The 12,946-nt window shown below is 63.5% G+C and carries 10 protein-coding genes; 9 read left to right on the top strand and 1 reads right to left on the bottom strand.

Translation table 11 applies throughout. The features are described 5' to 3' along the window. The first annotated feature begins 306 nt into the window (after nt 1–306). The 7 genes from GJ630_RS18150 to GJ630_RS18120 all read left to right on the top strand — a co-directional run bounded on the left by GJ630_RS18150 (nt 307) and on the right by GJ630_RS18120 (nt 8,891). Nucleotides 307–534, top strand: a complete 228-nt coding sequence (locus tag GJ630_RS18150; protein WP_004959115.1) for a DNA-directed RNA polymerase subunit H — start codon at nt 307–309, stop codon at nt 532–534. Continuing rightward, nucleotides 534–2,099, top strand: coding sequence for a DNA-directed RNA polymerase subunit B'' (locus tag GJ630_RS18145; protein ID WP_004959113.1), 1,566 nt, complete (start codon nt 534–536; stop codon nt 2,097–2,099). The genes GJ630_RS18150 and GJ630_RS18145 overlap by 1 nt, the downstream gene beginning before the upstream one ends. Nucleotide 2,100: 1 nt before the next feature. Further along, nucleotides 2,101–3,927: a DNA-directed RNA polymerase subunit B gene (gene rpoB / locus GJ630_RS18140; RefSeq protein WP_023843439.1), complete on the top strand. Its 1,827-nt coding sequence runs from the start codon at nt 2,101–2,103 to the stop codon at nt 3,925–3,927. Further along, the gene (locus tag GJ630_RS18135) at nt 3,924–6,833 is read left to right on the top strand and encodes a DNA-directed RNA polymerase subunit A' (protein ID WP_014041493.1); all 2,910 of its coding nucleotides are present in this window, start codon (nt 3,924–3,926) and stop codon (nt 6,831–6,833) included. The genes rpoB and GJ630_RS18135 overlap by 4 nt, the downstream gene beginning before the upstream one ends. A gap of 2 nt (nt 6,834–6,835) precedes the next feature. After that, nucleotides 6,836–8,023 carry a DNA-directed RNA polymerase subunit A'' gene (gene rpoA2, locus GJ630_RS18130; RefSeq protein WP_014041492.1) on the top strand — a complete coding sequence of 396 codons (1,188 nt, stop codon included), beginning with the start codon at nt 6,836–6,838 and terminating at the stop codon, nt 8,021–8,023. Continuing rightward, a complete protein-coding gene (locus GJ630_RS18125) occupies nt 8,023–8,448 on the top strand; it encodes a NusA-like transcription termination signal-binding factor (RefSeq protein WP_004515442.1) in 426 nt (141 codons plus the stop codon). Before rpoA2 ends, GJ630_RS18125 begins: the two co-directional genes overlap by 1 nt. 98 nt (nt 8,449–8,546) lie before the next feature. Beyond that, complete coding sequence (locus GJ630_RS18120) at nt 8,547–8,891, top strand: hypothetical protein (protein WP_008307511.1); 345 nt, start codon at nt 8,547–8,549, stop codon at nt 8,889–8,891. A gap of 26 nt (nt 8,892–8,917) precedes the next feature. Here GJ630_RS18120 and GJ630_RS18115 read toward each other — a convergent pair whose 3' ends face one another. Beyond that, nucleotides 8,918–11,305, bottom strand: coding sequence for a methyl-accepting chemotaxis protein (locus tag GJ630_RS18115; protein ID WP_191450618.1), 2,388 nt, complete (start codon nt 11,303–11,305; stop codon nt 8,918–8,920). Between the two features lie 458 nt (nt 11,306–11,763). On the opposite strand from GJ630_RS18115, the gene GJ630_RS18110 reads away from it, so the two are divergent. Next, on the top strand, nt 11,764–12,192 hold the full coding sequence (locus GJ630_RS18110) for a 30S ribosomal protein S12 (protein ID WP_004515440.1): 429 nt from the start codon (nt 11,764–11,766) through the stop codon (nt 12,190–12,192). Nucleotides 12,193–12,194: 2 nt separating this feature from the next. After that, nucleotides 12,195–12,815 carry a 30S ribosomal protein S7 gene (locus tag GJ630_RS18105; RefSeq protein ID WP_014041489.1) on the top strand — a complete coding sequence of 207 codons (621 nt, stop codon included), beginning with the start codon at nt 12,195–12,197 and terminating at the stop codon, nt 12,813–12,815. Nucleotides 12,816–12,946: the final 131 nt, after the last annotated feature.

The following is a 12,946-nucleotide window of genomic DNA, read 5'->3' as shown; positions in this document are numbered from 1 at the left end:
TCGTATGATGGGCCACTACACCATCCGGGCCTTCGTTGCATTTCTTCGTACCTTGGTGTCGGTATTAAGACTTTCCAAAGAAATCCGCCCCGTGATGAGTGCACATGACGGGACCCAAAGTTCTATGTCCGGTCTGCTGCATGTGGTTGGTAGGAGCAACCACGCCCGCAGTCCGCGAGAGTGGGCGGGTCCGATAGCCACGGCAGAGCGACTTGGTAAGTGTTATATGCACCCCGACAGTACGGCCCTGTAGTATCTCGTGACAGCCACCTTCTCCAGCAGCAGGCCAAACGCACACGCACACACATGGTAGATGTAAGTCAACACGACCTCGTCCCAGACCACAGTGTCGTCGACGAGGACGACCTCGAAGCAGTACTCACGGAGTATGAAATCAAGAAGACGGACCTTCCGAAGATCAAGCGCACCGACAAGGCGCTGCCCGATGATGCCGAAGTCGGTGACGTGGTTCGGATCGTCCGCGACTCTCGAACGACGGACGAAGCCGTCGTGTATCGACTGGTGGTAGAATAATGGACACACAAGATCGCCGCGCTATATCGCGTGAATATTTCGCCAAGGAACGGCTCGCCGAACACCACTTCCGCTCGTTCAACGCCTTCCTCGACAGAGGGATGCAGCAGGTCGTCGACGAGAAAGAGACCATCGAGACTGACATCGGTGACAAGGAAGGGCAGGAACCGGTGTGGGTCGAACTGGGCGACGTCCGTGTTGTCACTCCACGGGTTCGCGAGGCCGACGGCAGCGAGGAACTGCTGTACCCGCAGGAAGCCCGCCTCCGCAACATCACCTACTCCGCGCCGGTGTTCATGGAGATGGCCATCGTCCGCGGCGGTGAGGAGGAGCCGGAGGAAGTCGTCGACCGGACGGAGACCAAGATCGGGCGAATGCCCATCATGGTCGGGTCGAACAAGTGTAACATCGCGGGCTTCACCGACGAGGAGCTCATCGACATCGGCGAGGACCCCGCAGACCCCGGTGGCTACTTCTGTGTCAACGGCTCCGAGCGGGTGCTGATGACCAGTGAGGACCTCGCCCCGAACAAGATTCTGGCCGAGTACGACACCAAGTACGGCGACGAGGTGCAGGTCGCCAAGACGTTCTCCCAGCGCCGCGGGTACCGCGCACTGGTGCTGTGTGAACGAACGCGGGACGGGCTGCTGGAAGTCTCCTTCCCGTCCGTCTCTGGCAGTATCGACTTCGTCACGCTGGTCCGCGCGCTGGGGCTGGAATCGGACGAGGAAATCGTCCACCGCGTCAGCGAGGACCCGGAAATCGTGAAGTTCATGCTGGAGAACCTGGAGGAGGCCGAGGTCCAGACGACCGAGGAAGCCATCGAGACGCTGGGCAAGCGTGTCGCCTCCGGGCAGGGCAAGAACTACCAGCTCAAGCGGGCCAACTACGTCATCGACCGCTATCTCCTCCCGCATCTGCACGAGGAAGGCGTCGAGGAAGAGGAAGTCCGTATCAACAAGGCGTTCTACCTCTGCCGGATGGCCGAGGCGTGTTTCGAACTGGCACTGGGCCGTCGCGAATCCGACGACAAGGACCACTACGCCAACAAGCGGCTGAAGGTCAGCGGCGACCTGATGACCGACCTGTTCCGGACGGCGCTGAACAAGCTCGCCCGGGACGTGAAGTACCAGCTCGAACGGGCCAACATGCGGAACCGCCAGCTGTCGGTGTCGACAGTCGTTCGCTCGGACGTGCTGACCGAGCGGCTCGAACACCCGATTGCGACGGGGAACTGGGTCGGCGGCCGCTCCGGCGTGAGCCAGCTGGTCGACCGGACCGACTTCATGGGGGTGCTGTCACACCTCCGGCGACTGCGCTCGCCGCTCAGTCGCTCCCAGCCCCACTTCGAGGCACGGGACCTGCACGCGACCCAGTGGGGTCGTATCTGTCCCTCGGAGACGCCTGAAGGCCCCAACTGTGGGCTGGTGAAGAACTTCGCCCAGGCGATGGAGCTGTCACAGGACGTATCGGACCCACAGGGTCTCAAACAGGAACTCGCAGAGATGGGGGTCCAGGGCATCCCCGGTATCGAGTCGATCGAACAGCAGCCCGCGGACGATTAATATGAGTCAGGGACGCGAAGCCAAGGTATACGTAAACGGTAGTCTGGTTGGGACACATCCCGACCCGGAACAGCTCGCAGAACAGGTACGACAGGCGCGACGACGGGGGGACGTCTCCCAGATGGTCAACGTCTCGGTCAAGAACCGGACCGGGGAAGTCATCATCAACGCCGACGCTGGCCGTGCCCGACGCCCGCTGCTGGTCGTCGAGGACGGCGAACCGCTGATGACCGACGAGGAGGTCGAGCAGGTCAAAGAGGGCGAGCTCGAATTCGAGGAACTCGTCGAGCGTGGCCTCGTCGAGTTCATCGACGCCGAGGAGGAGGAGGACATCCTCGTCGGCGTCGACGAGGACGAACTCACGGAGAAGCACACGCACCTGGAAGTCGACCCGCAGCTGATGTTCGGTATCGGTGCCGGGATGATTCCGTACCCCGAACACAACGCCTCGCCCCGGATTACGATGGGATCGGGGATGATCAAGCAGTCGCTTGGCCTGCCGTCGGCGAACTACCGCATTCGCCCGGACACGCGCCAGCACCTGCTGCACTACCCGCAGCTGTCGATGGTCAAGACCCAGACCACCGAACAGATCGGCTACGACGACCGCCCGGCGGCACAGAACTTCGTCGTCGCCGTCATGAGCTACGAGGGGTTCAACATCGAGGACGCACTCGTGATGAACCAGGGGTCGGTCGACCGCGCGCTCGCCCGCTCGCACTTCTTCCGCACCTACGAGGGCGAAGAGCGGCGCTATCCCGGCGGTCAGGAGGACCGCTTCGAGATTCCCGACGACGAGGTCCGCGGCGCTCGCGGCGAGGAAGCGTACACGCACCTCGACGACGACGGACTCGTCAACCCCGAGACGAAGGTCGGCGAGAACGCCGTCCTGCTCGGCAAGACCAGCCCGCCCCGATTCCTCGAAGAGCCGGACGACATGGGCGGCCTCTCGCCCCAGAAGCGCCGGGAGACGAGCGTGACGATGCGCTCGGGCGAATCCGGCGTCGTGGATACGGTCACGCTGATGGAAGGCGAGGACGGCTCGAAGCTCTCGAAGGTCTCTGTGCGTGACGAGCGCATCCCCGAACTCGGGGACAAGTTCGCGTCACGCCACGGACAGAAGGGCGTCGTCGGCCACATCGCCCCCCAGGAGGACATGCCCTTCACCGAGGAGGGCGTCGTTCCGGACCTCATCATCAATCCGCACGCACTGCCGTCGCGGATGACCGTCGGCCACATCCTCGAGATGATCGGCGGGAAGGTCGGCGCACTCGAAGGCCGCCGCGTCGACGGCACCGCCTTCACCGGCGAGGACGAGGAGGAGCTCCGTGGCTCGCTCGAAGACCACGGCTTCGACTCTAGCGGCAAGGAGACGATGTACTCCGGCGTTACCGGCGAGAAGATCGATGCGGAGATCTTCGTCGGCGACATTTTCTACCAGAAGCTGTACCACATGGTCTCGAACAAGCTGCACGCCCGCTCGCGCGGGCCGGTGCAGGTGCTCACCCGCCAGCCCACCGAGGGACGCGCCCGCGAAGGTGGCCTGCGCGTGGGTGAGATGGAGCGGGACGTGCTCATCGGGCACGGCGCGGCGATGGCGCTCAAGGAGCGTCTGCTCGACGAGTCCGACCGCGAGTGGATCAACGTCTGCGGGCAGTGCGGGATGACCGCCGTCGAGAACGTCGAGCAACGGCGCATCTACTGTCCGAACTGCGAGGAGGAGACGGACATCCACGAGGTCGAGATGTCCTACGCGTTCAAGCTCCTGCTCGACGAGATGAAGGCGCTCGGAATCGCCCCGCGGATCGAACTGGAGGACGCAGTATGAGCTCACAACAGACACCCCAGGAAATCGGTCAGCTCAGCTTCGGGCTGATGGACCCAGAGGAGTACCGCGAGATGTCGGCCACGAAAGTGATCACGGCCGACACGTACGACGACGACGGCTTCCCCATCGACATGGGGCTGATGGACCCGCGGCTTGGGGTCATCGACCCCGGACTGGAGTGCAAGACCTGCGGGAAACACAGCGGCTCCTGTAACGGCCACTTCGGCCACATCGAACTCGCTGCGCCCGTCATCCACGTCGGGTTCGCGAAGCTCATCCGCCGACTCCTGCGCGGGACCTGCCGGGAGTGCTCCCGGCTCTGTCTCGACGAGCACGAGCGCGACGAGTTCGCTGACCGACTGACACGGACCCAGGACCTCGGTCGCGACCTCAACGACGTGACCAAGGCCGCCATCCGGCAGGCCCGCAAGAAGGACCGCTGTCCGTTCTGCGGCGAGAAGCAGTACGACATCAAACACGAGAAGCCGACCACGTACTACGAGGTGCAGGACGTGCTGGCCTCAGACTACCCCGAGCGGATCGCCGCCGCGATGGAGGAGTCCGAGGATCCGATCTCGCCGATCGACCTCTCCGAAGAAACCGGCATCGACAGCAGCCGTGTGCAGGAGATTCTCAGCGGCGAGTTCCGACCCCGGCAGGAGGACCGCCGCGCTCTGGAAAAGGCGTTGTCGGTTGACCTGACCGAGGAGGACATGAACAAGCTGATGCCCAGCGACATCCGGGACTGGTTCGAGGACATCCCGGACGAGGACATCGAAGTGCTGGGGATGAAACCGGCCCGCTCCCGACCGGAGTGGATGATTCTGACGGTGCTGCCGGTGCCGCCGGTCACCGCTCGCCCCTCGATTACGCTGGACAACGGCCAGCGCTCCGAGGACGACCTCACCCACAAGCTTGTGGACATCATCCGCATCAACCAGCGGTTCATGGAGAACCGCGAGGCGGGTGCGCCACAGCTGATTATCGAGGACCTCTGGGAACTGCTGCAGTACCACGTCACCACGTTCATGGACAACGAGATTTCGGGCACGCCGCCGGCGCGACACCGCTCCGGCCGTCCGCTGAAGACCCTCTCTCAGCGCCTGAAAGGCAAGGAGGGCCGCTTCCGTGGCTCGCTGTCCGGGAAGCGTGTCAACTTCTCCGCTCGTACCGTCATCTCGCCGGACCCGACGCTCTCGCTGAACGAGGTCGGCGTGCCGGACCGGGTCGCCAAGGAGATGACCCAGACGATGAACGTCACCGAGCGAAACCTGGAGAAAGCGCGGCGCTACGTCTCCAACGGGCCTGAAGCCCACCCCGGCGCGAACTACGTCAAGCGGCCGGACGGCCGCCGGCTGAAGGTGACCGAGAAAAACTGCGAGGAACTCGCGGAGAAGGTCGAAGCGGAGTGGGAAGTGTCCCGCCACCTGGTCGACGGCGACATCATCATCTTCAACCGCCAGCCGTCGCTGCACCGGATGTCTATCATGGCCCACGAGGTCGTCGTGATGCCGTACAAGACGTTCCGGCTGAACACGACGGTCTGTCCGCCGTACAACGCTGACTTCGACGGGGACGAGATGAACATGCACGCCCTGCAAAACGAGGAGGCCCGGGCCGAAGCCCGCGTCCTCATGCGCGTGCAGGAACAGATGCTCTCCCCGCGCTTCGGCGAGAACATCATCGGCGCGATTCAGGACCACATCAGCGGGACCTACCTGCTGACCCACACCAATCCGAAGTTCAACGAGACGCAGGCGCTTGACCTGCTCCGGGCGACGCGTATCGACGAACTGCCCGAAGCCGACGGCGTCGATGAGGACGGCGAGGAGTACTGGACCGGCCGCTCCCTGTTCTCCGAACTGCTGCCGGACGACCTGAACCTGGAGTTCACGTCCTCCGCCGGCGACACGGTCGTCGTCGAGGACGGCCAGATGACCGGCGGCACCATCGACGAGGACGCCGTCGGCGCATTCGGCGGCGAAATCGTCGACACCATCGCCAAGGACTACTCGCGGACCCGCGCCCGGATTCTGGTCAACGAGGTCTCGGCGCTGGCGATGCGGTCGATCATGCACTTCGGGTTCTCCATCAGCATCGACGACGAGTCCATCCCGCGGGAGGCCGAAGAGCAAATCAACGACGCCATCGACAGCGCCTACGACCGCGTCGAGGAACTCATCGAGACCTACGACCGCGGCGAACTCGAATCGCTGCCCGGTCGGACCGTCGACGAGACGCTGGAGATGAAGATCATGCAGACGCTGGGCAAGGCGCGTGACTCCGCCGGTGACATCGCCGAGGACCACTTCGGCGAGGACAACCCGGCCGTCATCATGGCCGAGTCCGGCGCGCGTGGGTCGATGCTGAACCTGACCCAGATGGCCGGCTGTGTCGGCCAGCAGGCAGTCCGTGGCGAGCGGATCAACCGCGGCTACGAGAACCGCACGCTTAGCCACTTTGAGGAGAACGACCTCTCGGCGGACGCCCACGGCTTCGTGGAGGCGTCCTACCGCTCCGGGCTCGGCCCGAAGGAGTTCTTCTTCCACGCGATGGGTGGCCGCGAGGGACTGGTCGATACGGCTGTCCGGACATCGAAGTCCGGGTACCTGCAGCGCCGGCTCATCAACGCCCTGTCAGAACTCGAAACGCAGTACGACGGGACCGTCCGGGACACCTCGGACACCATCGTCCAGTTCGAGTTCGGCGAGGACGGCACGTCGCCGGTCGACGTGTCCTCGAACCAGGAGGGCGACATCGTCGACGTCGAGCAGATCGCCGACAGCGTCCTCGACGAGGAGTTCGAGAGCGAGAAACAGAAAGAGAGCTTCCTCGGCACGCGGACCGAGCGGACCAACCTCTCGGAGCATGCGGACGACTGGTGGATGGCCGAGGGTGACGACTAACAATGACAGCACACGACGTATCAGCAGACATCGAAGCCGTCGTCGAGGACACTGAGCTGCCGCGACGGCTGAAAGACGAAGTGTACAGCACCATCGATGAACGGGGCGTCGGCGTCGACGACGCCGACCGCATCGCCAAGGCCGTCGAGTCCCGCTACCTCGACACGCGTGTCGACCCGCTGGACCCGGTCGGGACCGTCTCGGCCCAGTCCATCGGCGAACCGGGAACGCAGATGACGATGAACACGTTCCACTACGCGGGGGTCGCCGAGATCGACGTGACCCAGGGCCTGCCACGGCTCATCGAGCTGGTGGACGCCCGGAAGACGCCGGACACGCCGATGATGACGGTTCACCTCGACGAGGAGTACGCGGATGACCGCGAACGCGCACACGAGGTCGTCTGGAAGATCGAGGCGACGCGCATCCTCGCGCTGGGTGACATCTCGACGAACGTCGCGGACATGCTCGTTGAGATCGACCTCAACGAGGACACGCTGCTGGAGCGGTGGCCGACGGTCAACGACACGGACGCCATCGCCGAGGAGATCGCCGAGACCATCGAATCGAATCTCGGCGTCTCGACCCGGCAGGCCGGCACGGTCATCGAGTTCGGCCCGGAGGAACCCAGCTACCGCGACCTCCTACAACTGGTCGAGGAGTTGCGGGAGATCGTCTTCAAGGGGATCGAGGAGATCACCCGCGTCGTCATCCGCAAGGAGGAGACTGACAACGGCGAGGAGTTCGTCCTCTACACCGAGGGGTCGGACTTCGGCGAAGTGCTCGACATCGAGGGCGTCGACGCCTCCCGGACGACGTGTAACAACATCCACGAGATCTACCGGGAACTCGGCGTCGAAGCGGCCCGCGAGACGCTCATCAACGAGACGATGAACACGCTCGAAGAGCAGGGGCTCGACGACGTGAACGTCCGGCACCTGATGCTCGTGGCCGACATCATGACCAACGAGGGGACCATCGAGTCCATCGGCCGCCACGGCATCTCGGGGTCGAAAGACTCCGTGCTTGCCCGTGCAGCGTTCGAGGTGACGGTCAATCACTTGCTCGACGCCGCCATCCACGGCGAGGTCGACGAACTCGACGGCGTCACGGAGAACGTCATCGTCGGGAAGCCGATCAAGCTCGGCACCGGCGACGTCAACCTCCGGATGGGCACGACCCAGGACTGATGCGGGTCGAACTCTCGGACGAAGCGCGTCGACTGGTCGCCCTCTTCGAGGACGAGGCAGCCGTCACCGTCCGGGATTGCGTCGTCGACGAGGACCACGACCAGGTGGTGTATCTGGTCAAGCGCGGGGAGATGGCCGACGCTATCGGCCCGGGCGGTCAGACGGTCGAGCGCGTCGAGGAGCGCCTCGGCCGCGAGGTCAAACTCGTCGAAGCCGCCGAGACGGCCGAGGACTTCGTGGCCAACGCGCTCGCGCCGGCCGCGGTGTACAACGTCACCGTCTCGGAGAACGACGACACCGTCGCTTACGTGGAAGTTGCACAGGAAGACCGCGGGGCTGCTATCGGCCGCGAAGGCCGAAACATCGACGCCGCCCGGCAACTGGCGAAGCGACACTTCGAAATCGACGGCATCGAACTGACCTGAGCGAGGCGATTCGAGCGGGTCCACGGACCCGCCTGCTCGGGCAGTCGATGTGGAGACTGACAGAAACCGCTTTTTTGATTGGTCGTGAACCGACTGCTATGCCTGCACTCCGGCGTCCAGACGGCGGCGACCTGCTGGCTCCGCTGACTATCGTCGGCATTTACCTGTATCACGCACACGTTCTGGGGAACCCCCCGTCCGGACTCGAAGGCGCGTTTATGCTCGCGCTGTTCGTGTTGGTGGGGGCCACGAGTCTCGTCGAGGGACTGCTCGCGTCACCGGCGTACCCGCTCGTCGGTGGCGGACTAACCGCGGTCTTTTATCTCGTCCGGTTCAGCCAGCGACAGGATATCGGCTCCGCGCTCGGCGTTTGTGCCGGGGTTCTTTTCGGTAGCTATGGCCTCTACCAATTGGTCACGTCGAGCGCCGAACCGAAACTGTAAGTGGCAGATGAAACAGGAGGCGACGCTCAGTCGTCGCCAGTGGCCGGGTCGTCCGCGCCGTGTTCGTACACGTCGGTATCGCTGTGCGTGGTGCCGCTGTCGACATCGAACGTCTGCAGGAGTTCGCTGAGGTCGCCGGCCTGATCCGAGAGGGACACGATGCCGCCGGTGACTTCGTTGATCGTCGCGGTCTGTTCCTCCGCGGCGGCGGCGACGTTCTCGGCGCGGGAAGCGGTTTCCTCGCTGATTGTCCCGACCTCGTCGGTCATCGCCACTGCTTCCTCCGTCGTCGCGGCCTGCTCGTCGGTGGCGTCGCTGATGGACTGGATACCGTCGTTGACCTCTTCGACGCGGTCGACGATCTGTTCGAGGGATTTGATCGCGTCGTCGACAGTGTCGATACCGTCCGTGACGGAGTCGCCCATCTGCCTGATGTCGGTCACGGCGTCACCGGTGGTGTCCTGCACTTCCTCGATAACCGTCGAGACCTCCTCGGTGGCTTCGGTCGTTTCCTGTGCGAGGCCTTTGATCTCGTCGGCGACGACGGCGAACCCTTCGCCAGCTTCGCCGGCTCGTGCGGCCTCGATGGAGGCGTTCAGGGCGAGCATGTTGGTCTGCTCGGCGATGTCGTCGATGAGGTCGACGATGTCGCCGATCTGCTCCATCTCCTCGTCGAGTGACTCGACGCGGTCGATAGTCTCGTCGGCTCGCGTCTCGATGTCGTTCATGACCTCGATAGCCTCCGATGCGCGCTCGCTGCCGGTTTCACCGATCTCTGCGGCCTCGTTCGACGTGGTCGCGACTTCGTCGGCCTGTGCCGCGACCTCTTCGACCGTCGCGGAGAGGCCGGACATCTCGTCGACCGTCTCCTCGATGTTCTCGTACTGCGTCTCCGCGCCGTCGGCGATCTCCTGTACGGATTCGCTGACCTCCTCGCTGGCGTCACGGACCTCCGTGGCGCTCGCGGTGATCTGGTCGGCGGAGCCGTCAACGTCGTCGGCAAACTCCCGGATACGCATGACCGTCTGGCCAAGTTGGGCGAGCATATCGTTGAACGCGGCGGCGATGTCGGCCATCGCGTCGTTGTCCGTGTCGGTGTCGAGTCGCTGGGTGAGGTCGCCGTCGGCCGCTTTCCGCATCACGGCCGAGAACTCCTCGGCCTGCCGTTCGAGCGTTCCGGCCAACTCCTCAGCCTCCTCTTTGGACTCTTCGGCCTCTTGCTGGGCCTGTTCGAGATCGCTGATGAACGATTCGAGGTTGCCGTGCATGCTCGATAGCGACGCTCCGAGCTGGCCGGGGATGTCCTCGTCGAGCACCGGGTCGTCGAACGCCTGTCTGGAGAGTGCGTCGGCCTGTGCGGCGACGGTGTCGAGATAGGTCTTCATCTCGTAGAAGGCGTTCTGGACGTCGCCGATCTCGTCGAGGCGGTCAGACTGTTCGATGTCGGTGTCGAAGTTCCCCACCGCAAGGGCTTCCGCCTGTGTCGAGAGCCGTCTGAGCGACTGCATGATGCCGCGACCGACGAGGACGCCGATGAGGGCGAACCCGGCCAGTGAAACGCCGATGATGGCGACGAAGCTCCCCTGAATACTGTCACGTAACGCGAAGGCGGTCGATTTCGGGGCCTGCTTGACGACGATCCACGGCGTGTCATCGACGGACTCCGCGGCGATCAGGTACGGCCCGCTCCGGGCCACGTCGCTCTCTCCCGCTGTGAGTGCGGTCAGGTTGGCGGAGACGTTGTACTGTGTCCCGATAGTCGAGGCGTCCTCGGCGAACTGGACCGTGCCGTCCTGTCGGATAATCCGCGTTTCACCGCCGTCGATGGAGTTGCGGAACTGGGCCGTCCGCGCGGTCACGTTGTGGACCACGACGACCAGCTTGTCGCTCCGGGCGACCGGGCTCGCGAAGGCGATGTACTTGCCCCCGTTATAAGTGTACACTGTCGACATATCGACCGAGTTCGACCCGGTGACCGAGAGGCCTCCACCTTCCCACTCGAAGTCGTCAGTCCGGAGCGACGTGTCGCGTCGGTCGCTCAGCGACGACTCCTCGATTTCCAGGGTCTCCTCGTTGACGTAGTGGATGGCATACACGGACTCCGGCTGGTAGAACGCTTGCCGCTGTAACGCACCACGGATCATCGTTGGACTCCCCTCCTGAACGTCGGACAGCGTTGAGAGAGTTCGTGCGGCGTTTCGCTGGCTACGGACCCAGTCCGCTGTTGTCGTGGCCGTCTGGATGGTGCCCGTCTGCAGTTCGTTCTCGCGCTGTTCAGTCAGTTCGTTTGCGACCGTCCGCTCCGCAGTGACGCTGACACCCGCAACGAGCAGGGCAATACAGAGAATGATGAGCGTCAACTTCCGGAGGTACGTTCGCCGGACGATGTCTGGGAGACGTTGTTCGAGTTTCATAGATACTACCCGCAGGTCTGTCTGAATAACTCAAGCGCCGGTACTAGAAACCATCTGCCCAGTTATCACACCTGATTCCATGTGGCCGGGCTATCTCCCGGCCTGGCGGACTGGGACCGGTGTCTGTGACTCCTGATACGTACACTGTCGGCTGTGACGAATTCCGCAGACCGATGCTAGTGGGGTCTCCCGAAATAGTGTCAGAAAACTCTGTGAAAGCTGAAATCATCGAAAGTGGGTTCCCGAAGGACCGCCGGGAACTGTTTTGCGCGTCATACGCCGACCGAAACACCTTGTTACCCGTTTCTTTCCCGCTGTCGTGGCCTCTCTTCGCGTTATCTAACCCAGTTCTGCACCTGATTTCCCCGTCTATGGCACAGAACGCCACACACGGAAGCGTTACCGGCTGAGTCCGAAAGAGGAGTCTTAAGTACCTCCGAAAGGTACCAGTGCCTACTATGGCGAACGGCAAGTACGCCGCGCGCAAGCTCAAGAAGGACCGCCAGAAACACCGGTGGTCCGACACTGACTACGCGCGTCGCGAACGCGGCCTGGGCAAGAAGTCCGACCCGCTCGAGGGTGCGCCCCAGGGACGAGGTATCGTACTGGAGAAAGTCGGCATCGAGGCCAAGCAGCCCAACTCCGCTATCCGGAAGTGTGTCCGCGTCCAGCTCATCAAGAACGGTAAGCAGGTCACCGCGTTCTGTCCCGGTGACGGCGCTATCTCTTTCATCGACGAGCACGACGAGGTCACGATTGCGGGTATCGGCGGGGCGAAGGGCCGCGCGATGGGCGACCTCTCCGGTGTCAACTACAAGGTCGAGAAGGTCAACGGCGTCTCTCTCATCGAACTTGTTCGCGGGAACGCGGAGAAACCGGTCCGATAACCATGAGTGCCGAAGACACACCCGAGGCTGACGCTGACGAGGCTGCGGAAAGCGAGCCGGAGACGGCCCGTGCGAAGCTGTTCGGCGAGTGGGAGATCGCGGACATCGAGTACTCCGACCCCTCGACCGAGCGCTACATCACTGTCACGCCGATCGCCCACACGATGGGGCGACACGCGGACAAGCAGTTCAAGAAAAGCGAGATCAGCATCGTCGAGCGGCTCATCAACCGCCTGATGCAGACCGACGAGAACACGGGCAAGAAGCAGCTCGCGACCTCCATCGTCACTGAGGCGTTCGAAATCGTTCACGAGCGCACCGACGAGAACCCGATTCAGGTACTCGTCAGTGCTGTCGAGAACAGCGCCCCGCGAGAGGAGACCGTCCGCCTGAAATACGGTGGTATCTCGGTCCCGAAGGCCGTCGACGTCGCGCCACAGCGCCGCGTCGACCAGGCCCTGAAGTTCATCGCAGAGGGCGTGTACGGTGGCTCGTTCAAGACCACCACCAGCGCCGCCGAGGCGCTCGCACAGCAGCTCATCGGCGCTGCTAACGACGACGTCCAGGCCTACGCGGTCAACCAGAAAGAAGAGAAAGAACGCGTCGCGGCCGCCGCTCGCTAACACGGCTGTCTCCGACATCTTTATTCTTCTTTGTTCTGCAGTGAAATCTATGCGAAAACCGTGCCGGGACGGCGGGTCTCGCCGCCAGTATCTCGCCGCACTCGCCGCCGCCGGAGCGACCGCGCTGGCCG

Source organism: Haloarcula sp. CBA1122, assembly GCF_009741785.1.
Taxonomy (GTDB): domain Archaea; phylum Halobacteriota; class Halobacteria; order Halobacteriales; family Haloarculaceae; genus Haloarcula; species Haloarcula hispanica.
This window is presented reverse-complemented; position numbering and strand designations above follow the sequence as displayed.

Coding starts and splice junctions, on each gene's coding strand:
- GJ630_RS18110 (WP_004515440.1), top strand. CDS start 11,764: ATGGCGAACGGCAAGTACGCCGCGCGCAAGCTCAAGAAGGACCGCCAG.
- GJ630_RS18125 (WP_004515442.1), top strand. CDS start 8,023: ATGCGGGTCGAACTCTCGGACGAAGCGCGTCGACTGGTCGCCCTCTTC.
- GJ630_RS18120 (WP_008307511.1), top strand. CDS start 8,547: ATGCCTGCACTCCGGCGTCCAGACGGCGGCGACCTGCTGGCTCCGCTG.
- GJ630_RS18105 (WP_014041489.1), top strand. CDS start 12,195: ATGAGTGCCGAAGACACACCCGAGGCTGACGCTGACGAGGCTGCGGAA.
- GJ630_RS18135 (WP_014041493.1), top strand. CDS start 3,924: ATGAGCTCACAACAGACACCCCAGGAAATCGGTCAGCTCAGCTTCGGG.
- rpoB (WP_023843439.1), top strand. CDS start 2,101: ATGAGTCAGGGACGCGAAGCCAAGGTATACGTAAACGGTAGTCTGGTT.
- GJ630_RS18115 (WP_191450618.1), bottom strand. CDS start 11,305: ATGAAACTCGAACAACGTCTCCCAGACATCGTCCGGCGAACGTACCTC.
- GJ630_RS18150 (WP_004959115.1), top strand. CDS start 307: ATGGTAGATGTAAGTCAACACGACCTCGTCCCAGACCACAGTGTCGTC.
- rpoA2 (WP_014041492.1), top strand. CDS start 6,836: ATGACAGCACACGACGTATCAGCAGACATCGAAGCCGTCGTCGAGGAC.
- GJ630_RS18145 (WP_004959113.1), top strand. CDS start 534: ATGGACACACAAGATCGCCGCGCTATATCGCGTGAATATTTCGCCAAG.